The following is a 21,141-nucleotide window of genomic DNA, read 5'->3' on the forward strand; positions in this document are numbered from 1 at the left end:
GGTTTAAAGTAATTCGAAAACCGAAATAAGAGGTGTCACTATGCGAACAGTCTTTAGTTATGCGCTAAAGTATAAATGGCTGATCAGCCTCGGGCTTTTACTTATGTTTGTAGAGCTTGCGGTGGAGTTAATTCAGCCGTTATTTATCCAGGGGGTAATCGATGACGGGATTGCAGAAAATAATTTAAATACCGTTTGGTTTTATTTAGGTCTGATGTTATTTGCATCGATTATTTCAACTATTGCCGGTATTTTTAACACATATTTATCGAGCTTTGCAACGAATGCATTTGGTAATGACTTACGAAATGCGATTTTTAGACGTGTCCAACGTTTTTCGTTAGAGACGTTATCAAAATTCAACGGTTCGACGCTAATTACGAGACTCACTCAAGATGTTTTAATTTCTGAGATGTTACTATTTATGGGAATGCGTATATTACTACGTGCACCGCTTCTCGTTATCGGGTCGTTAGTGATGTCATTTGTCGTGAACGTAAAACTCGGCTTTTACTTAACACTATTGACACCGATTTTACTCGTCTTTTTATATATCGTAGCGAAAATGGGAGCGACTATTTTCAGTCGTATTCAAAGACGTCTCGATAAGATTAACCGCTTCTTCCAAGAGAATTTAAGCGGGATGCTTTTAATAAAAGTAAATAACCGTGCAGAATATGAATCGAATCGTTTTAGTGGCATTGCAGGTAAACTACGCGATGATATGATTTTTGGACTTCGATTAATGGAGTCGATCTTACCGGTTCTTTTACTCATTATGAACGGAAGTTTACTGCTCGTACTTTACGTATCGTCTGACTTATTACAGACGAGTTCAGTACAAGTCGGTGAAGTCGTCGCTGTTATTAACTACGCGCTAAGAATGCAAGGCGGATTTTCTATGTTTAGTTTCTTAATTATTTCTGCGACGCGTGCGAAAGCTTCAGCAGACCGTATTAGTGAAGTGTTACATGCAGATATTACTGAAGCAGAAACTGCTAAGAAAATCGATAACAATGAAGGTGCATCTGTAGAGTTTAAAAATGTAACATTTAAATACGTGAACAGCGTTTCAAATATATTAGAAGACATCTCGTTTAAAGTTGATAAAAATGAAACACTCGTCATTATGGGGGCGACTGGTTCTGGTAAAAGTTCACTCGTGAATCTTATACCAAGACTATATGATCCACAGCACGGAGAAGTGTATGTCGACGGTAAAAATGTGAAAGATTGGAACGTCAATGAATTACGAGAACTCATTGGATACGTTCCGCAGTCAGCAGTGTTATTTACCGGTACAATTTTTGAAAACATGTTGTGGGGAGACGAATTTGCGACAGAAGCTGACGTCTATGATGCGACGAAAAAAGCACAAGTTCACGACAACATTATTCGTTTTGATCATCAATATAGCACACAAGTCGGTCAACGCGGCGTGCAGTTATCTGGTGGACAAAAACAACGTCTATCTATTGCACGTGCACTTTTAAAGCGTCCCTCTGTCCTTATATTAGATGACTCAACGAGTGCGTTAGATAGAACGACTGAAAGTAGTTTATGGGAAAAGATGAGTGATTTAAACGTCACGAGAATTATTATTACGCAAAAAATTTCAACGGCACAAACTGCGGATAAAATACTTCTTCTTGAAAAAGGAAAAGTATCAGCAATTGGTACACACGATTCACTCCTGAAAGAATCTGAGTTATATCAATCGATTGTAGAAAGCCAAAAGACGGGAGGGTCGTTTGATGATTAAATTTATAAGAGAACCTTTCGGTTTAAAACCAATATTAAAGAAAGAAGATATTGGCAATAAAGGAAACAAAAATCAGCAACGTGCATCGAATATGTCTGGTACGTTAAAGCGACTCTGGAAGTTTATGAGAGATGAACGTTACAAAGTATTACTCGTTATAATTATCGTTGTCATTACGAGTTTACTCGGTATCATCGGTCCGTTTTTAGTTGGTCGAGCGATCGATAATTATCTCGTACCAAAAGAGTTTGATGGGTTTGTAACTCTATTACTCGTATTACTCGGTGTATATGTCCTTCATAGTATTTCGACGTTAGCACAGTCGTTTATTATGGTTGGTGCGAGTCAACGTACAGTATTTAATATGAGATATCGATTATTTAATCATATGCAGTATTTACCGATTGACTTTTACAATAAACGTCAACAAGGGGAGTTAATGAGTCGTATGACAAACGACATCGAGACGATTTCTCAAACGTTAAACTCCTCGTTCATACAGTTTACGACGTCTGTAATTACACTTATCGGTACAATTTCAGTTATGCTGTACTTAAGCCCGTTACTTACAGTACTTACGCTTACAATCATTCCGTTATTATTTGTTCTGGTAAAGTATATAACAAACCGTACGCGTCCGTTATATAGAATACGTCAAAGAAGTACTGGGGAGTTAAACGCTTATATCGAAGAAGTAATTTCTGGTCAAGAAATCGTTAAAGCATTCTCTCAAGAAGATTATGTTATCGATCAATTTGAAAAGAGAACGAGAAACTTACGTGACGTCACATTTTGGGCGAACCTTTACAGTGGTATGATTCCTAAAATTATGAACATGTTAAACAACTTAAGTTTTACAATCGTTGCAGGTATCGGTGGGATACTCGCACTAACGACAGATACTGTAACAGTTGGTATTATCGTCGTATTCGCTGAATATGCGAGACAATTTACACGTCCACTCGCAGATCTAGCGAACCAGTTTAACCAAGTACTTTCTGCAATCGCAGGGGCAGAACGTGTATTCCATATTATCGATACTGAAACAGAAAAAGATGACGGTACGATTACAGATAGAGATTTAAACGGTCATATCGAGTTTAAAAACGTCGTATTTAGTTACGACAAAGATCAAAAGCGTCCGACAATTAACGATGTATCGTTTGACATCAAGCCAGGTGAATCGATTGCGTTAATCGGTTCAACAGGTGCTGGTAAAACGACGATCGTACAATTATTGAATCGATTTTACGAAGTTGACAAAGGTGAGATTTTAATCGACGGAGAAAACATCGAAAACTATAAGCGACACGTCTTAAAAGAAAACAGTGCGTTCGTTATACAAGATCCGTTTATATTTAACGCATCGATTAAAGAAAACGTTCGATTCGGTAAGCTAGACGCGACTGATGAAGAAATTATCGAAGCATGTAAAAATGCGAACGCTCATGATTCTATTATGGAACTTGAATATGGATATGACACAGTGATCGACGGAGAAAATCATGCATTATCTGTCGGAGAGCGTCAACTTATATCAATCGCACGTGCGTTTATACGTAACCCGAACATATTATTACTTGACGAAGCGACTTCAAGTATCGACACGATTACAGAGTTAAAAATTCAAGAAGCATTAGAAAGCTTAATGAAAGGTCGTACGTCTATAATCATCGCACACCGATTAAATACAGTGCGCGCAGTCGACCGTTTAATCGTATTAGAACATGGTGAAATTATTGAATCCGGAAGTCATAAAGAACTCCTCGACCAAAAAGGTGTATATTATAAAATGGTGAACGGATAGTAATATTCAATGATATACTTTATAATAGTGACATACTAAAAATAAAAGGTGAGTTATAATGGCAAATAAAGATGAAATTGTAGCAGCTGCAAAAGAAGTCGGTAAAATGATTTCGGAAACTGAAGAAGTAAAATTCTTTGAAAAGGCAGAGGCGAAAATTCACGAAAATAAAGAAATCCGTGAAAAGATGGCAAGTTTACGTTCACTGCAACAACAAGCAGTAAACTTCCAAAGTTACGGGAAAACACGTGCATATGAACTTGCACAAGAGAAAATTGACGCACTCGAAAAAGAACTTGACGATATGCCAATCGTTCAGCAATTTATCGATGCGCAAGAAAATGTAAACGACATTTTACAAATGGTGTCACACGCTATTAGTAGTTCAGTGACATATGAAATTATCGAGCGTACAGGTGGAGATCACTTAGAAGGTGAAACTGGTGCTGCGATGAACAATAAAGCAAGTAAAGACGTTGAGTAAGGGAGTGGCTAGAGCCACTCTTTTTTTCATGGTATAATTTAAGTCATATTAATGGTTAGGATGAGTGTATATGTCGAACGTTACTCCGATGATGAAACAATATTTATCGATTAAAGAAAACTATCAAGATGCCTTTTTATTTTTTAGACTTGGTGATTTTTATGAGTTGTTTTATGACGATGCAGTTGAAGCGGCTAAGCTGTTAGAAATTACGTTAACTGCGAGAGATAAAACGAGTAAAGTACCGATGGCAGGTGTACCGCATCATTCTGCGACGCGCTACATTGAAAAACTCATTAACTTAGGTCATAAAGTCGCGATTTGTGAGCAGATGGAAGATCCAAAGCTCGTAAAAGGTATGGTGAAACGTGAAGTTGTTCGCGTCATTACACCGGGAACGTTAATCGATGATTTTGGTATCGAACAAGATAAAAGTAACTATATTTTATCACTATATGTAAATAAAGATACGTACGAAGTCGTTTACGGAGATATTTCGACGGGCGATATGTATCAATTTAAAACGAAAGACATAGATACGTTATACACTCAATTATCACGTATAAATGCGAGAGAAATCGTGACGACAAATGACGGAGAAACTGTACTTAAAAACATGTTTACAGATCCACCGTTAATCACTGTCGTAGAACATAGTGAAGAGAATGCTCATACACAGTTACTATCTTATATAGAAACTCAAAACAAACAAAAACTAACACATTTAAAAGATATTGTAGAGATCAATGTCGACTTACATTTAAAGTTATCTCAGTCGACGATTAGTAACTTAGAGCTCGTTGAAAATCTTCAAACTAAAAAGCAAAAAGGGTCGTTATATTGGTACTTAAATCAAACAGAAACACCGATGGGGCGACGTAAACTGAAGCGTTTAATAGAATCGCCACTCATCGACGTTAATGAGATTAAAAACCGTCAAGACGTCGTTCAAGTGTTACTCGACAATTTTATCGAGCGTGAAGATATAAAAGCTGCGTTAAATAACGTCTATGATATCGAAAGACTGACAGGTCGAATGAGTTTTGGAAATATCGACGTAAAAGGATTTGTAGAACTTAGAGATTCTTTAGAAGGCTTACCTGACGTGTACCGATTACTTTCATCGATTGGTTTAATTGATAATGTGTTATTTAAAGACTTTGACGTGTTAAGTGACGTCTACTCAATGCTAAAAGTATTAAAATCTGACGCACCAAAGACGATTCGTGAAGGTAATATTTTTGAATCAGGTGTTAGTGAAAAGCTCGACGAGTTAAGAGATTTACAACATAACTCAAGAGAGTGGTTAGAAAATTATTTAGAAACTGAAAAGAAAAGAACGAACATTAAAAATATGAAAATCGGTTTTAACAAAGTGTTCGGATACTTTTTAGAAATCTCAAAAGGACAAGCAGCGACATTTAACGCTGAAAACTTTGGTTATGACCGTAGACAAACGTTAACAAATTCTGAGCGCTATATTACGCCAGAGTTAAAAGAAATGGAAGATAAAATACTAAAAGCAGAAGATGAAAGTGTCATCTTAGAGTATGAAATGTTCGTCGAGTTACGTGACAGCGTCAAATTACACACTGCAAGACTTCAACGTACGAGTGAACAACTGTCTATACTTGACTGCTTAATTAGTTTTGCAGACGTTTCTAATACGCACCAACTCGTTCGACCAACGTTTACGGATGGGGAATTAGAAATTATCGATGGGAGACACCCAATCGTTGAAAAGATGCTCGGAGAAAGAACGTACGTACCAAATGACGTCGTTATGGATAACGATACGTTTATTTATTTAATTACTGGACCGAATATGAGTGGTAAAAGTACGTATATGCGTCAAGTTGCGATGATTACAATTATGGCGCAAATCGGTATGAACGTACCAGCATCGTCATGTAAGATACCTGTATTTGACGCAATATTTACGAGAATTGGTGCGAGTGACGATCTATCGAGTGGTAAATCAACATTTATGATAGAAATGATGGAAGCGAATGATGCGTTAAAACACGCGACAAAAAATAGTTTAATTATATTTGATGAACTTGGAAGAGGTACGAGTACGTACGACGGCATGGCACTCGCTGAAGCGATGTTAAAGTATATTCATAATCATATCGGCGCGAAAACACTATTTTCAACGCACTACCATGAACTGACGAATTTAGACGCGTCACTGCATCACTTAATGAACGTGCACGTTAAAGCGTCAGAAAAGAACGGTAAACTTGAGTTCCAACATAAGGTGGAAAAAGGTGCAGTTGAAAAGAGTTACGGTATACAAGTAGCAGAACTCGCAGACCTTCCAAGAGAAGTGACGATTGAAGCGAGAAAAGTTTTAAAACGTTTAGAAGAAGCGAACTACGATAAGAAAGAAGACGTCACACAACTTGAATTATCGTTAGAAGAAGACACAGAAACGTTTAGTGTTGTAGAAGAAAAAATCAAAGCATTAAACGTAAATCATATGTCACCGATAGAAGCGTTGACATTACTGAGTGAACTTCAAGACGAACTAAAGTAAAGAGGGGATTATATGGAGAGAGTCCACGTACTAGATCCAGTTATCCAAAATAAGATTGCGGCTGGTGAAGTAGTCGAACGTCCAAGTTCGATCGTTAAAGAGCTCGTTGAAAACTCTATAGATGCGAAATCGACTTCGATTGAAGTGTTTATTGAAGAGAGCGGACTAAAAATGATACGTGTCGTCGATAACGGCGAAGGTATTGACGACAGAGATAGTCGTTTAATATTTGAGCGTCATGCAACAAGTAAAATCGCAGAAGACTACGATCTATTTGAAATTCGTTCGATGGGGTTTCGAGGAGAAGCTCTCGCGAGTATTGGAGCGGTATCTAAAGCGACGGTTGAAAGTTATCGTAAAGATAGACAACCGTTTAAACTCGAGTATAGCGGTGGTCGCGAAGTAAATTACACAGATGGTAAATCACGTATCGGGACAGTAGTTACGATTGAAGACTTATTTTTTAATACACCGGCACGCTATAAATATATTAAGAGCTTACAAACTGAAGCGGGTCGTATTATCGATATTATGCAGCGTTTTAGTTTTAACCATCCGCATATTCAGTTTAAATTAGCATTTGACGGTAAAGTTCGTTTTCATACAAAAGGAAATGGAAATTTACAAGAAGTCATTTCTGATGTGTACGGACTAAACGTCGCGAGACATAGTGTAAAAGTGGAAGCGAAAACTCCGGATTATAAATTATCCGGATTTATCGTTCGACCAGAAATTACGAGAAGTAACAAAAACTATATTAACCTTGCGATCAACTCGCGTATTATTAAAGATTTTAGACTCGTACAAAGTGTAGTCGAAGCGTATCATACACTACTACCAAAAGATAAATATCCAGTCGTTATATTAAATATCGACATGGATCCAAAACTCGTTGACGTAAACGTCCATCCAGCGAAAACTGAAGTCCGACTGTCTAAGTTAAAAGAGTTACAACAATTAATCGAACAGACGATTCGTGAGGAATTACGTTCTGAACGTCTCATTCCAGAAATCGAAGCGCGTGAGAAAACTGAAAAGCCAGTGATGACACAAAACGTGTTTGATTTTTCATCACACCGAGTGTTTGACAGTTCGTTTAAAGATTATAAAAGGGAAAACACATTTTCAAATAATGAAAACAATACTAAAAATAATTTTGATATTCATACGGAAAAAAGAGATGAAGTATCTTATGTGAATACGCCAATTGAAGAGCATATGAGTCATTCACGAGAGTCGTATGATGATTATAACGATTCAAAATTACCGTATTTAGAAATCGTCGGTCAAATTCACGGCACGTATATCGTCATGCAAAACGATGAAGGTATGTACTTAATGGACCAACATGCCGCACAAGAGCGTATTAAGTATGAGTATTTCTATGAAAACATTCAAAATAGCGATGAGCGTGTACCTTTACTGTTACCATATCATTTCGAGTTTTCATATGACGACGTCATTCGAATCGATGAAAAACTAAAAGATTTAAAAGCGCTCGGCTTTAATATTGAAAAAACGGGTATTAAGCAATATACAGTGACAGAATATCCGTCGTGGATATTAAAAGACGATCCAGAAGGAGATATCGAGTCGGTCATTGATTTTATCTCGAATACTGATGAGTTTTCAGTCAATAAATATCGTGAAGAGATGTCGATTATGATGAGCTGTAAACAATCGATTAAAGCGAATCATTATTTAGATTTAACGCAAATGCGTGCATTATTAAAAGATTTATCTCAGTGTAAGTCACCATATACATGCCCACACGGTAGACCTGTCATTATTAAGTGGACAACGTATGAAATTGAAAAAATGTTTAATCGTATTATGAAGTAAGAGGTGTTTATTAAATGAAACAACAACTCGTCTATACGCGAAATGAAGCGATTGACGTAAAAGTATATGAACCAGAAAATCCAAAAGCCGCGATGTTACTCCTTCACGGAATTTCAGAGCATAGTGGACGTTATGATTATCTTTTAAACTTCTTTAAAGAGCATGACATATACTGCGTTGTATATGATCATAACGGACACGGTTCAAGAGATAAAGGAAATCGCGGAGAAATAGGAAGTTTTGAGACGCTCGTTCGAGATGCAAAAGACGTCTACGACTCACTTCCAGAAGATTTACCGAAATTTGTCATCGGGCATTCGATGGGGAGTATCGTTTTAAGATTATTACTCTCAACAATTCAACCAACAGGTGCAATCATTGTAGGAACAGGTAATCGTACGTCGCCGATGGAGATGATTGAAACAGCATTCGTTAACGGTGTCGCTAAAGTATTACCAGACGCTAAGAGCTTATTTATTAATCGTCTCGCATTTTCTGGATTTGATCGTCAAGTGGAAGGAACAGCGAGAAATAGATGGATTAGCAAAAACTATGAAAACGTCGTGAACTACAACAAAGATCCATTATCTGGTCATCCGGTATCGATTAATACGTTTAAAGCTGTGAACAATGCGATTTTTGCAGTAAATAGTGAAGCAGTTATTGGACACTATAGTAAAGACACAAACTTTTTGTTAATTAGCGGTAAAGATGATCCATTTAGTCATAACGGTAGAGACGTTGAAGTGCTAGATGCGACTTTAAAAGCGCACGGATTACACACAAAATCCGTATTATACGAAGGATATCGTCATGAAATTTTAAACGAAGATATTAAAAATGACGTTTACCGTATGATTTTAGAGTGGATGGACACGGTAATCGATGGAGAGTAAACAAAAAGTAATTTGTCTCGTCGGGCCGACTGCTGTTGGTAAAACAGATATGTCTATAAAAATCGCACAACGATTTAATTTAAACGTAATTAGCGGTGACTCGATGCAAGTGTATAAAGGGATGGATATCGGAACTGGTAAAATCTCTCGTGAAGAGATGGACGGTGTTCGCCATGAAATGATAGATATTTTATCACCAGAAGAAGAATTTTCTGTAAAAGAATTTCAAACGAGAGTCAGAGAGTTAATGGAACGTGAATATAAAAACGATAATATTCCATTTATCGTTGGAGGTACTGCGTTTTACATCCATGCGCTTATTAACGATTTTCAGTTTGACGATGAAGACCATAAAGAGAAAGAAGCACGTGTACAGTATTACGAAACGTTTTCTAGTGAAGCATTGTATGAGAAAGTAAAAGCATTAAATGAAGACGTTCATATTAACAATCGTAAACGTATGATACGTGTACTCGTAAAACATGATTTAGGTGCGAAACCGTCACATGATACTGAAGAAAAATACGACGCGTTAATTATCGGATTATATGACGATAGAGATGTCTTATACGAACGTATCAATGAGCGAGTCTTAACGATGATGAGTGAAGGACTTGAAGAAGAAGTAAGTAACCTCTTTGAAACGTATGACTTATCTAAAACAGCACTTGGAGCAATTGGTTATCATGAATTCATCGATTATTTTAATGGAAAAAAATCGCTAGATAAGGTAATCGAAGATATTCAACAAGATTCACGACGATACGCGAAGCGTCAATTGACATATTTAAGAAATAAATTGAGTGTGGAATGGTATAAAGTCGGTACTGATGAAGCGGAGATATTTGAGAGAATAGAGACATTCATAAAAAAGTCTCATTGATCATAAATCAATGAGACTTTTACTATACACTTTCTTCTAAGTATGGTTCGATTATATTATATAGACTTTCGTAATTCACATCGTGATTGAGTCGCTTAACGATTTCACCTGTTCTAGAAACGACGAACATCGTAAAGTTTCGTTTCACATCGTTTTTAAACATTTTAAATTTACCTTCAGTTAAGTAACTAAAAATCGGATGTTTCGTATCACCTTTTACATCTACTTTTTCCATTAACGGTAAATCGATGGCCAATGCTTGATGTAACGCATGGTCGAGTTCAGTAGAGCGAAGTGTTTCTTTTTCATCGAGTTGATCTGTAGGAAATAGAAGAACTTCTAATCTTTGATCTTTTAAGTTGCTGTAGAGTTTCTCTAGCATCGTTAAATCATTAAAACGGTCGATATTACTCGCCATCGCAACAATTAGTACAACATGATCTTTATAATCGGACATTTTTATTAAGTTTTTATGGATATCTCTTGTTTTTAAATCGTAAAACTCACGTACCATTTAATTATCACCCTTATCTATTCGCCTTACTTATATTCACTTAAAACACTGACGTTAAACACAAAACAGATAATATTTTTAAAATTTGGAGGTGACACAAGTTGGAGCAACAATTTTCAGGCATCATTATCGCCGTCAATACAAAAGAGACTGAAGACATTGAAAGTGAAGTATCTGAATTAAAGATTTTAGCTGAATCTATCGGCATTAATATATTAAATACGCACATTCAAAATCGCCAAGAAGTCGATACACGTTACTATGTCGGAAGTGGCTTTTTAGAAGAAGTAAAAGCGATGTATGACACACTTGATTACGTCATCGTAAACGATGAAATTAAAGCATCACAAAATAGAAATATTGAAAGTATACTCGATACGTCTGTTCTCGATCGAACACAAGTCATTTTAGACATATTTAGTTTACGTGCAAATACGAAAGCAGGACAGCTACAAGTCGAGCTCGCTCAGCTTGAGTATTTACTCCCGAGACTTCGAGGACAAGGTATTAACTTATCTCGTCTTGGTGGGGGAATCGGAACGAGAGGTCCTGGTGAAACGAAATTAGAAACCGACCGACGACATATTAATAGACGAATTAAAGAGATTAAAAAAGAACTCAAGACGATTGAAAATACGAGACAAAATTACCGCGATCAAAGAAGTCGTAGTAATGTCACTAAATTTAGTTTGATTGGATATACGAACGCTGGGAAGTCAGCGATGTTTAATGCACTTACTGAAGCGGACACGAAAGAAATTAACCAATTATTTGCAACACTCGATCCGAAGACGAGAAAGTTAGAATTTCAAAACGGGTTTAATGCGATTTTGACAGATACGGTTGGGTTCATTCAAAAATTACCGACGACACTCGTTGAAAGTTTTAAATCTACATTAGAAGAGGCACGAGACAGTGACTTTTTAATTCACGTCATCGATAACAACTCAAAATATATCGACGCACATTTTAATACGGTAATCGCTCTTTTAAAAGAGCTCGATATGTCACACATTCCGGTCATTGTACTATTCAATAAAAGTGACTTAAATCCGAATTTAAACTTATTGACAGAGGAAATGTATTTTATCGTCAATAAATTTATGCAAAAACGTACGCTGTTAAACTGTTTAGAAGACGGAATAAAAATGCATTATGAAGCGTATAATAGAAATATTGAACCGAGTAAAATCAACGAATTGTATGATTTAAAACAAAGAACGTACGTGACGAAAGAAGCGTTTGACGAGTCTTTAGAAGTTTACAAAATTGAAGGATACACAAAAGATATGAGTATCGTTCAAGAGATTTTAAAGGAGAAACAATGACACACGCATTAGAGATTATTAAACAATCAGAATTAGAAATAGAACCACTTGTAAAACAGAATAAACAAATTGCATACGACAACTTTAAAAAAGTGATGCAATCATTTAACGATCACTCCGTCATGGAAAGTGACTTTACTGGAACTACCGGTTACGGGTATGACGACACGGGTCGTGACAAATTAGAAGACATTTATAGAGATATTTTTAAAGCAGAAGATGCACTCGTACGCGCGCAAATTATTTCAGGAACACATGCGATTTCTCTCAGTCTTTTATCGTTATTAGAACGTGGTGACGAGTTATTATACATTACGGGTTGGCCGTACGACACGTTAGAGAAAGTGATCGGAGATAGTGAGGAAGACGTCGGAAGTATGAAAGCACTCGGTATTGATTTTAATTACGTCGATTTAATTGACGATAAAGCGTTCGATGTCGATGCGATTTTAAACAACATTAAAGACAATACGAAAGTAATCGGTATTCAGCGTTCACGTGGATACTCGACGAGAAAATCGTTAACGATCGAACAAATTGAAGCGGTTATAAAAACGATTAAAGAACGTCATCCGGACATTATCGTTTTTGTCGATAACTGTTATGGTGAATTTGTAGAACGTAGAGAACCGATAGAAGTCGGTGCGGATATCGCTGCTGGTAGTTTAATAAAAAACCCAGGTGGTGGACTTGCTAAAATGGGTGGATACGTCGTTGGTCGTAAAGATTTAATTGAACGTGTTAGTTACAGGTTAACAGTCCCAGGTATCGGTAAAGAAATGGGTGCGTCACTAGAAGTATTACTCGATATGTACCAAGGATTATTTATGGCGCCGCACGCTGTAATCGAAAGTTTAAATGGAGCGCTACTCACGAGTCACGTGTTAACGAAATTAGGGTATCGTACAGATCCATTATTTGATGAAACACGTACTGACTTAATACAAAGCATTCAGTTTAACACTGAAGAAGAAATGATTTCATTTATACAAATGGTACAAAGCGCGAGTCCTGTAAACTCTAAATTTTTACCGATTCCAGATTTAATACCAGGCTATCAACATCCAGTCATTATGGCAGCAGGAACATTTATACAAGGTGCATCTTTAGAATTATCTGCAGATGGGCCAGTGAGGGAACCGTATATCGCATTTATGCAAGGTGGATTAGTATACGAGCACGTCAAATACGCACTCGAGAAAGTCCTGACGCACTGGAGTGAGAAAGGGATTATATAGAAACGCTTAAGGGTATATCGAATTGTGAAGGGAGAATGGTACTATGTTAGTTAAATTATTAGAACCTCTAAACATACCGGACGAAATGGTGGAAAAACTCGCAGCACCGATTAAAGAAAAAGGTCATGAGTTTGTGTATTACAACGAGAAAACGACGGATAAAGATGAATTAATCGAGCGTAGTAAAGACGCTGACGTTATTATGATTGCGAACAATCCATATCCAAAAGAAGCAATCGAACAAAATGAGAACTTAAAATACATTAACGTTGCATTTACAGGTGTCGATCACGTGGAATTAGATGACGCAAATACGAAAGAAAAAGTTCTTTTAAGTAACGCTGCAGGTTATGCTAATACAGCTGTTGCTGAACTCGCGGTCGGTTTAACGTTAGACGTATTCAGAAAAATCACTGAAGGAGACAGTGATACGAGAAAAGCTGAAAACTTCCCTGGTGCTTTCCAAGGTAGAGAAATTAAAGGAAAAACAGTTGGTTTTATCGGAACAGGTAAAATCGGTTTAGAAACTGCAAAGCTATTTAAAGCGTTTGGAGCGAACTTAATCGCGTATAACGGCTCGAGTGAAAAACCTGAAGCATTAGAACTCGGTATGGAGTATATGGACTTAGATGACATGTTAAAACAGTCAGACATCATTACTTTACACGTACCAGCAACGAAAGATACGCATCATTTACTCGGTAAAGAAGAGTTTGAAAAGATGAAAGAAAGTGCCGTTTTAATTAACTGTGCGCGTGGACCAGTCGTTGATAACGATGCTTTAGCAGATGCGTTAAATAACGATGTAATCGCTGGAGCAGGAATCGACGTATATGATATGGAACCTCCAATTCCAGGGGACTACAAATTATTAAATGCAAAAAACACAGTATTAACACCACACGTCGGATTCTTAACAGATGAAGCGATGGAGTTAAGAGCAAAAATCGCATTTGAAAATACGATTAAGTTTTTAGAAGGAAACCCTCAAAACTTAATGAACTAAATGATTGAATTAGGGGCATGATATATGGATATTCGTTCAACGTTTATAAAGTTAGATGAAAAATTTTCTCGTTTTGGTGGTTTAGAACCACATGGGATTACACGATTATTATATACAGATGAGTGGAAGGCTGCCGTTAATGCCCTCATTGAAGAGTTCGATAATAACGGATTAGAAGTCGTTCAAGATTCAATCGGTAACGTTTCAGGTAAACTCGTTGGAGTAAATAGCGATGAGACGATTTTAACGGGATCTCATATCGACACTGTCGTTGAAGGTGGTCATCTCGACGGACAATACGGAATTCTTGCAGGACTTACAGCGATTCTTTACTTAAAAGAAAAATATGGTCAACCTAAGAAAAATATTGAAGTACTTGCACTCGCTGAAGAAGAAGGTAGCCGGTTCCCAATTGCATTTTGGGGCAGTAAAAACTTCTTTAACATTCAAGATAACGAAATTGTAAAAGGACTCACAGACTCTGAAGGCGTTAATTTTGTCGATGCTATGAGACAATCAGGTTTTGACTTTAGAACAGACGACTCAGTACGAAACGACATTAAAGCGTGGATAGAAATTCATATTGAGCAAGGTCAAGTGCTAGAAAAAGAACAAAAACAAATCGGTGTCGTTACAGGTATTGTTGGTTTTAAACGATATTACATAAACTTAAAAGGTGAAGCAAACCATGCTGGAACAACACCGATGGGTTATAGAAAAGATGTAGTTGTTTCATTTAGCGAAATCGTACAAAGACTAAATCAGAAAGCTAAAGAGATTGGAGATCCACTTGTCATTACGTTTGGTAAAGTAAACCTCGTTCCAAATGTCACGAACGTTGTCCCAGGTGAAATTGAATTTAGTGTAGACACGCGTCATATAGACGAAAAGGAATTAAATCACTTTAGTAAAATTGTCGAAGATACGATTCAAGAAGTTGCTACAAAAAATGGATTAGAAGCGACGATAACACTTCATTTAGATGAACAACCGACATTGATGAATGAAGAAATTATAAAAACGATCGAAGATTCTGCAAAAGAAGTAACATCAGGGAACTATAAGTTTATGGTTTCAGGCGCAGGTCATGACACACAAATATTTTCACAGTTTGTACCATCAGGTATGTTGTTCGTACCATCTATCGGTGGATTATCTCATAACGTCGAAGAAGACACTGATATTGAAGATTTAGTTAAAGGGATTGAAGTTTTAGCAAAAGCGTTGTATAAATTAGCGTATTAAAAAAGATATGAAATCACTAAAATTACTTATTTATTCATAAAGAAAGTTTTGATAAAATAGAAATGCTGTATAATTAAAAGCTTACGTCAAATGTGAGTAACGATATGGCATCAATTAAATATTTAATCAGGAGTGGTATGAATGAGTCAAAAAGTAGTTTTAGCATTAGGTGGTAACGCAATTTTACAACCAAAACAAGAGCCAACTTACGAGAACCAGTACGAAAACGTGTATAGCGCAGCGACGAGTATGGTTGACCTCATCAAAGCAGGACACGAAATTATCGTTACTCATGGTAACGGACCTCAAGTTGGTCTTATTATTGCTCAAAATGAAGCGGCTAAAGCTGACATTAAACCGATGCCAGTATTTGTAAGTAGTGCGGAATCACAAGGTATGATTGGATTCATGCTTGAGCAAGCACTAAAAAACAAGCTGAAAGAAGCAAATATCGACAAAAACGTCGTATCATTACTCACGATGACTGAAGTTGACAAAGACGACGAAGCGTTTCAAAATCCGACTAAACCAATCGGCGTATTCTTCACTGAAGAAGAAGCAAAACGTATGGAAGAAGAACTCGGATACGACATGAAAGAAGACGCAGGACGTGGATATCGACGCGTCGTGCCATCTCCAGAACCAAAACTTATTCACGGTGTCGAAGAAATTAAAACACTTTCTGAACAATCGATCGTTATTTCTTCAGGCGGTGGGGGTATTCCGGTTTGGCGTGACGAAGACGGTGTCATTCACGGAGTGGACGCTGTAATCGATAAGGACCGTTCAGCACTTAAACTTGCACTACAAAGTGATGCAGATAAGTTAATGATTTTAACAGATGTACCGAACGCTCTTATTAACTACGGTACAGAAAACGAAACAAAATTAGAACGCGTCACTGTCGAAGAAATGGAACGATATATTGAAGAAGGTCACTTCGCGTCAGGTTCAATGCTTCCTAAAGTAGAGGCAGCAATTGGTTTTGCAAAATCAGGTGAAGGAAAAGAATCGATTATTTGTTCATTATCTGATGCGGTTAAAGCATTAGCAGGTGAAGCGGGTACTCATATTACGCTATAATATAATTACACAGCCAATTATTGGCTGTGTTTTTCTAGTTTAAGGAGGATACTATTGAGTGGAAAATTATATGATTTAAAAGAGCAGTGGATGCTAATTATTTCATTGATGTTCGTTGCATCGATTTTACGTGCACCAATTACAGCTGTTGGTCCTGTAGTCGATCAAATTAAAGCATCATTACATATTTCGAATACTGTCGCAGGACTTCTCACGACGATACCACTCTTAATATTTGGTATTGCGTCACCATTTATACCGAGACTCGTACGAAAATATTCTATTAACTTGATTATATTTTATTCTTTAATTTTTATATTATGTGGTCTTGTCATTCGAAACTTATCGAGTGTCGAGTGGTTTATATTAGGTACAATTATTATTGGACTCGGTATAGCGGTTGGAAACGTGACGATTCCGAGTTATGTGAAGCTAAAATTCCCGCTTCATATTGGTCTTATCACTGGCTTATACGGTGCTGTGATGAACGGTATGGCGGGTGTTGGAGGTGGTTTATCTGTTCCATTATCAGAGGTGAGTCGATATGACTATAAATTATCATTATCGATTTGGCTTATTTTAGCTCTATTAGCGATTGTTTTTTGGATTAAACAATTAAAAGCACCGACTTATCATACTAAAGGAGTCGATGAGAATACACCTACACTCACTGTGAAAGACATAACAAAATCGAGAATAGCGTGGGGTCTCGCACTTAGCTTCGGTTTACAATCTATGATTTTTTATAGCGTCGTCGCTTGGGTTCCGACAATTTTAGTTGCACAAGGGTTGACATTTAAAACTGCGGGATACTACTTTATGTTCGCACAGTTTATTCAAGTCCCGATTGCGTTTATTTTCCCTCAATTTGTTGAAAGTGTAAAAAACAAACGAATACCAGTCATTATTATATTTATATGCTTCATTACAGGTTTTAGTTTAATGTTCGTTCAACAAAATATCGTATTACTAATTGCGATGCTTCTTATTGGTAGTGGTGCTGGTTCGGCTTTTTCAACATGTATGGTTCTATTTTCTTTAAAGGCGAATACATATGACGGGAGCATGATGTTGTCCGGATTCTCTCAGTCAGTCGGTTACATTATCGCAGCGAGCGGGCCACTCTTAATGGGTATGATTCAAGATCACATTCAAAACGAAATCGTTAATATTTATATTTTCATTCTGTTAAGTATAATGGTATTTATAACGTTAATTATTGCCACTGAAGATAAAACAATCGAAGAAACGATTTTTACAAAGAGGTAGATTATATGTATAGCTACACATATTTAGATAACAGTGAAATATTTTATGAAACTCATACACCACTACATTATGATTTTAAAGAGAAACTATTTAACGTACCGTTAGGTCGTAAATTCGACTTTAAAAGTGCATCAGATTTATTTAATAATCAAGAGACACCATTTTCTCAAAGTTATTTTGGTCATCAGTTTGGTAACCCAGTTATTTTAGGAGACGGCAGACAAATAATAATAGGCGAAACATTATTAGACAATTCACCTGTTGACATAGCTGTAAAGGGAAGTGGACCGACGAGGTATTCTCGTGGTGGAGACGGATTACTGCCGATCGACGCTGCCATTAAAGAATACATTTACTCAGAGTTTTTATATAATATTCATATACCGACGACGAGAAGTTTAGCGTTATTAGAAACGACTGAAGTTGCTGAAAGAGAAGTCGATAAGACAGCCGCGTTACTAATCCGAGTTGCGAATTCTCATTTACGTGTTGGTACGATTCAATTTGGCAAGGTAGCTGGAGAACCGTATTTAAAAGAAATCGTCGATTACGCAATTAATAGACATTATCCGTATTTAAAAGATATTGACGATAACAAAAAATACAAAATGTTTTTTGAAATGGTCGTAAGAAAACAAGCCGAACTCGTTGCACATTGGCAAAGTGTTGGATTTGTGCATGGAGTTATGAATACAGATAACGTAACGATTGACGGTTCAACAATTGACTTTGGACCGTGTGCATTTTTAGAAACGTATCATCAAGACGCAGTATTTAGCCAAATTGACGGGGGCGGTAGATATCGTTATCAAAACCAACCGAAAATTATGCACTGGAACTTAAGCAAACTCGGTGAGGCGATGATTTCATTATTTAGTGACGATGAAAAAGAAGCGGTTGAAATTGCGCAATCCGTACTCGATCAATTCCCTAAATTTTATAACCGCAAATGGTTTACGTTAATGGGTGAAAAAATCGGTATAGAAGATATCGACTATAACGATGAAGACGACCAAAAAATGATTATTGAATTTTTAAAAGAAATCGAAGAAAGACAACTCGATTATACAAATACGTTTAGACAACTCGCTTTAGGGACACTAGCATTTACACCAAATTATCGTGATCACGTCATAGATTATGACTTAATGAAACGAAAAAATCCATCGTTTGTGCCGAGATATCATACGGTACAGCAAGCGATAGAAGATGCAATAAATTGTGATTACAATAAAGTACATGAAATGCTAAAAGCAAGTACAAAACCATATAATGACAACGTTCCAGAGTACTTAAAAGAGTCGAGAGGAAACGACTTTTATACGACGTGTGGAACGTGAGAGGATATAGAACTACTGAGCTAAAGTAGTTCTTTTCTTATTCTCAAAATATTTTACATATGTTATAACATATATTATAATTGTTGTAGGAGGTAAATCTAATGAGTTCATCAAAAGATGTTATTAAAAAGATTGAGCACGAGGGTTGGTATCTTGTTAAAATCGTTGGAAGTCATTACCATTTTAAACATGATACAAATCCAGGAAAAGTAACTGTGCCTCATCCAAAAAAAGATTTACCTCGAGGTACAGAGCGTTCAATTTTAAAGCAAGCAGGGCTTTTATAGACTGCTTGCAAATAAATTAGGAGGACTTACTATGAAATATCATTATTATGCAATTCTTGAAAAAGAAGATGAAAACTATAACGTAAGGTTTCCAGATTTACCAGGTGCTCTTACATTTGGTGAGGATATTGAGGATGCTATTTATATGGCAAAAGATGCATTAGAGGGGCACCTGTTAGTAATGGAGGATGACGGGGATTATATTCCAAATGCGACTGATTTTTCTGAACTAAAACCTTTATTAAATGACAATGAACAACTACAACTAATTGTTGCAGATACTCATCTTTTACGTATAAAAGAAGAAAACAAAACAGTGAATAAAATGGTGACATTACCAAATTATCTAGTGGAATTAGGTAAAGAAAAAGGCATTAATTTTAGTCAAACATTACAACGTGCACTAAAAGAAGAACTTGGTGTTAAGTAAGTTTTTCAGTATAAACAAACACTCCTAAACTGGTCGTCCAATTTAGGAGTGTTATTTTATTTTTCACTATTTGTATTGTCGTAATACGGTGAGCGTTGAACTTTCTTTCTCACCCATAGTACAAAGTAGCCGATTGCGATAATTATTCCTAAATATCCATATAATGGATAGAATATGTTAATTAATGTAACGAATCCGATACGTGTTAAGAAGAATGATACGATCATTAATACGACTAGTAAAATAACGTATTTTTTACTTCTAAAACTTGTGAATCGAACGAGTACCGCATACATTAATGCAACGACTGTATTGTAGATAAGTACGATAATGACGATCGAGTATATAGAACCAAAAATTGGGTGCACAGCGTTTGCGACAACTAATGATGGTACGTCTTTAGTTACTGCACTATCCATGTTCAGTAATAAACTTCCGTTTACTAGTAGAAGTAAAATTAAAACAAAGAATCCACCGAGTAACGAACCTCTTTTTACTACTTCATATAATCTCGTGTCAGAACCCATAATCGTAATAAAACTAAATCCAACTCCGAACATTAATCCGGCATATACGATCGCATCAATCCACCAGTTGTTCCAAGGTGGTACTGTAGAGTCCGCATAAGTTGCACCTTCAGAAAGTGTCATATCTGCTGTTGAAAATGCGTAAATCGACATAATTGTTACCATAATTAAAAGAATTGGCGTCGCAATACCAAGTAAGTTAATAATTTTATCGAAATCTAACATTAACGTAATTGAGACGAGTACAATTAATACAATTGTACCGACCCATGTTGGCATTCCAAAACTTTCATTTAAGTTACTACCACCACCAGCTAGCATTATAAAGCTCGTGACGAACATAAAGAATATAAGTAAATAGTCAAGTATACGTCCAAACACGTTACCGAATAATTTATTGAGTGGTAATTCGTGTGATTCTACGTCATATAAGTATCCGACTTTCGCAATTTGTCTAAAAATAAACGTCATAATTAAAACAGAAAAAATAATAGATATGAAACTCGCCATTCCATTATTTGTAAAAAATTGCATAATTTCTTGGCCAGTTGCAAATCCGGCACCGATTACGATACCACAATATGCAAAGGCAAACTTTAAAAGTTCCTTTATATTCAAAAAACCATCTCCTATACATGATTATTATATAATACGGTTGAAT

18 protein-coding genes are annotated in these 21,141 nt (G+C 36.4%); 16 read left to right on the forward strand and 2 right to left on the reverse strand.

Going from position 1 to position 21,141, the window contains the following annotated elements:
* Positions 1-40: 40 nt before the first annotated feature.
* The 7 genes from HMPREF3177_RS06315 to miaA all read left to right on the forward strand — a co-directional run bounded on the left by HMPREF3177_RS06315 (position 41) and on the right by miaA (position 10,213).
* Positions 41-1,762 (forward strand): ABC transporter ATP-binding protein, encoded by a 1,722-nt coding sequence (locus HMPREF3177_RS06315; protein WP_070457778.1) that lies wholly within the window; start codon positions 41-43, stop codon positions 1,760-1,762.
* Positions 1,755-3,569 carry an ABC transporter ATP-binding protein gene (locus HMPREF3177_RS06320; RefSeq protein WP_070457780.1) on the forward strand — a complete coding sequence of 605 codons (1,815 nt, stop codon included), beginning with the start codon at positions 1,755-1,757 and terminating at the stop codon, positions 3,567-3,569. The genes HMPREF3177_RS06315 and HMPREF3177_RS06320 overlap by 8 nt, the downstream gene beginning before the upstream one ends.
* A 58-nt stretch (positions 3,570-3,627) precedes the next feature.
* The gene (locus tag HMPREF3177_RS06325; RefSeq protein ID WP_070457782.1) at positions 3,628-4,053 is read left to right on the forward strand and encodes a YlbF/YmcA family competence regulator; all 426 of its coding nucleotides are present in this window, start codon (positions 3,628-3,630) and stop codon (positions 4,051-4,053) included.
* Between the two features lie 70 nt (positions 4,054-4,123).
* Positions 4,124-6,592: a DNA mismatch repair protein MutS gene (gene mutS / locus HMPREF3177_RS06330; RefSeq protein ID WP_070457784.1), complete on the forward strand. Its 2,469-nt coding sequence runs from the start codon at positions 4,124-4,126 to the stop codon at positions 6,590-6,592.
* 12 nt (positions 6,593-6,604) lie between these two features.
* Entirely contained in the window at positions 6,605-8,434 is a 1,830-nt protein-coding gene (gene mutL / locus HMPREF3177_RS06335) for a DNA mismatch repair endonuclease MutL (RefSeq protein ID WP_070457786.1), read from the forward strand.
* 14 nt (positions 8,435-8,448) lie between these two features.
* Positions 8,449-9,330, forward strand: coding sequence for an alpha/beta fold hydrolase (locus tag HMPREF3177_RS06340; protein ID WP_070457788.1), 882 nt, complete (start codon positions 8,449-8,451; stop codon positions 9,328-9,330).
* Entirely contained in the window at positions 9,320-10,213 is an 894-nt protein-coding gene (miaA, locus tag HMPREF3177_RS06345) for a tRNA (adenosine(37)-N6)-dimethylallyltransferase MiaA (protein ID WP_070457790.1), read from the forward strand. Before HMPREF3177_RS06340 ends, miaA begins: the two co-directional genes overlap by 11 nt.
* Before the next feature lie 22 nt (positions 10,214-10,235).
* Here the strand turns inward: miaA and HMPREF3177_RS06350 are convergent, their stop codons facing one another.
* A complete protein-coding gene (locus tag HMPREF3177_RS06350) occupies positions 10,236-10,727 on the reverse strand; it encodes a thioredoxin domain-containing protein (protein ID WP_068128069.1) in 492 nt (163 codons plus the stop codon).
* Between the two features lie 101 nt (positions 10,728-10,828).
* On the opposite strand from HMPREF3177_RS06350, the gene hflX reads away from it, so the two are divergent.
* The 9 genes from hflX to HMPREF3177_RS06395 all read left to right on the forward strand — a co-directional run bounded on the left by hflX (position 10,829) and on the right by HMPREF3177_RS06395 (position 19,953).
* Positions 10,829-12,055: a GTPase HflX gene (gene hflX, locus HMPREF3177_RS06355; RefSeq protein ID WP_070457792.1), complete on the forward strand. Its 1,227-nt coding sequence runs from the start codon at positions 10,829-10,831 to the stop codon at positions 12,053-12,055.
* Complete coding sequence (locus HMPREF3177_RS06360) at positions 12,052-13,293, forward strand: methionine gamma-lyase family protein (protein ID WP_070457794.1); 1,242 nt, start codon at positions 12,052-12,054, stop codon at positions 13,291-13,293. The genes hflX and HMPREF3177_RS06360 overlap by 4 nt, the downstream gene beginning before the upstream one ends.
* A 43-nt stretch (positions 13,294-13,336) precedes the next feature.
* Positions 13,337-14,299: a 2-hydroxyacid dehydrogenase gene (locus HMPREF3177_RS06365; RefSeq protein WP_070457797.1), complete on the forward strand. Its 963-nt coding sequence runs from the start codon at positions 13,337-13,339 to the stop codon at positions 14,297-14,299.
* A 24-nt stretch (positions 14,300-14,323) separates the two neighbouring features.
* Positions 14,324-15,544, forward strand: coding sequence for an allantoate deiminase (gene allC / locus HMPREF3177_RS06370; RefSeq protein WP_070457800.1), 1,221 nt, complete (start codon positions 14,324-14,326; stop codon positions 15,542-15,544).
* Between the two features lie 141 nt (positions 15,545-15,685).
* Positions 15,686-16,627 (forward strand): carbamate kinase, encoded by a 942-nt coding sequence (gene arcC / locus HMPREF3177_RS06375; protein ID WP_068128083.1) that lies wholly within the window; start codon positions 15,686-15,688, stop codon positions 16,625-16,627.
* 54 nt (positions 16,628-16,681) lie between these two features.
* Complete coding sequence (locus HMPREF3177_RS06380) at positions 16,682-17,896, forward strand: CynX/NimT family MFS transporter (RefSeq protein ID WP_083286897.1); 1,215 nt, start codon at positions 16,682-16,684, stop codon at positions 17,894-17,896.
* A 5-nt stretch (positions 17,897-17,901) separates the two neighbouring features.
* A complete protein-coding gene (locus tag HMPREF3177_RS06385) occupies positions 17,902-19,236 on the forward strand; it encodes a protein adenylyltransferase SelO family protein (protein WP_070457802.1) in 1,335 nt (444 codons plus the stop codon).
* Positions 19,237-19,337: 101 nt separating this feature from the next.
* A complete protein-coding gene (locus HMPREF3177_RS06390) occupies positions 19,338-19,523 on the forward strand; it encodes a type II toxin-antitoxin system HicA family toxin (RefSeq protein ID WP_070457805.1) in 186 nt (61 codons plus the stop codon).
* Positions 19,524-19,554: 31 nt separating this feature from the next.
* Entirely contained in the window at positions 19,555-19,953 is a 399-nt protein-coding gene (locus HMPREF3177_RS06395; protein WP_070457806.1) for a type II toxin-antitoxin system HicB family antitoxin, read from the forward strand.
* A gap of 56 nt (positions 19,954-20,009) precedes the next feature.
* Here HMPREF3177_RS06395 and HMPREF3177_RS06400 read toward each other — a convergent pair whose 3' ends face one another.
* On the reverse strand, positions 20,010-21,098 hold the full coding sequence (locus tag HMPREF3177_RS06400) for a YkvI family membrane protein (RefSeq protein ID WP_070457808.1): 1,089 nt from the start codon (positions 21,096-21,098) through the stop codon (positions 20,010-20,012).
* Between the last annotated feature and the right edge of the window lie 43 nt (positions 21,099-21,141).

This window comes from Nosocomiicoccus sp. HMSC09A07, assembly GCF_001808485.1.
Lineage (GTDB): Bacteria > Bacillota > Bacilli > Staphylococcales > Salinicoccaceae > Nosocomiicoccus > Nosocomiicoccus ampullae_A.

Bases quoted from the DNA above. Each gene is read 5' to 3' on its own strand.
- HMPREF3177_RS06315 (WP_070457778.1), top strand. From the start codon at position 41: ATGCGAACAGTCTTTAGTTATGCGCTAAAGTATAAATGGCTGATCAGC.
- HMPREF3177_RS06320 (WP_070457780.1), top strand. From the start codon at position 1,755: ATGATTAAATTTATAAGAGAACCTTTCGGTTTAAAACCAATATTAAAG.
- HMPREF3177_RS06325 (WP_070457782.1), top strand. From the start codon at position 3,628: ATGGCAAATAAAGATGAAATTGTAGCAGCTGCAAAAGAAGTCGGTAAA.
- mutS (WP_070457784.1), top strand. From the start codon at position 4,124: ATGTCGAACGTTACTCCGATGATGAAACAATATTTATCGATTAAAGAA.
- mutL (WP_070457786.1), top strand. From the start codon at position 6,605: ATGGAGAGAGTCCACGTACTAGATCCAGTTATCCAAAATAAGATTGCG.
- HMPREF3177_RS06340 (WP_070457788.1), top strand. From the start codon at position 8,449: ATGAAACAACAACTCGTCTATACGCGAAATGAAGCGATTGACGTAAAA.
- miaA (WP_070457790.1), top strand. From the start codon at position 9,320: ATGGAGAGTAAACAAAAAGTAATTTGTCTCGTCGGGCCGACTGCTGTT.
- HMPREF3177_RS06350 (WP_068128069.1), bottom strand. From the start codon at position 10,727: ATGGTACGTGAGTTTTACGATTTAAAAACAAGAGATATCCATAAAAAC.
- HMPREF3177_RS06360 (WP_070457794.1), top strand. From the start codon at position 12,052: ATGACACACGCATTAGAGATTATTAAACAATCAGAATTAGAAATAGAA.
- HMPREF3177_RS06365 (WP_070457797.1), top strand. From the start codon at position 13,337: ATGTTAGTTAAATTATTAGAACCTCTAAACATACCGGACGAAATGGTG.
- allC (WP_070457800.1), top strand. From the start codon at position 14,324: ATGGATATTCGTTCAACGTTTATAAAGTTAGATGAAAAATTTTCTCGT.
- arcC (WP_068128083.1), top strand. From the start codon at position 15,686: ATGAGTCAAAAAGTAGTTTTAGCATTAGGTGGTAACGCAATTTTACAA.
- HMPREF3177_RS06385 (WP_070457802.1), top strand. From the start codon at position 17,902: ATGTATAGCTACACATATTTAGATAACAGTGAAATATTTTATGAAACT.
- HMPREF3177_RS06390 (WP_070457805.1), top strand. From the start codon at position 19,338: ATGAGTTCATCAAAAGATGTTATTAAAAAGATTGAGCACGAGGGTTGG.
- HMPREF3177_RS06395 (WP_070457806.1), top strand. From the start codon at position 19,555: ATGAAATATCATTATTATGCAATTCTTGAAAAAGAAGATGAAAACTAT.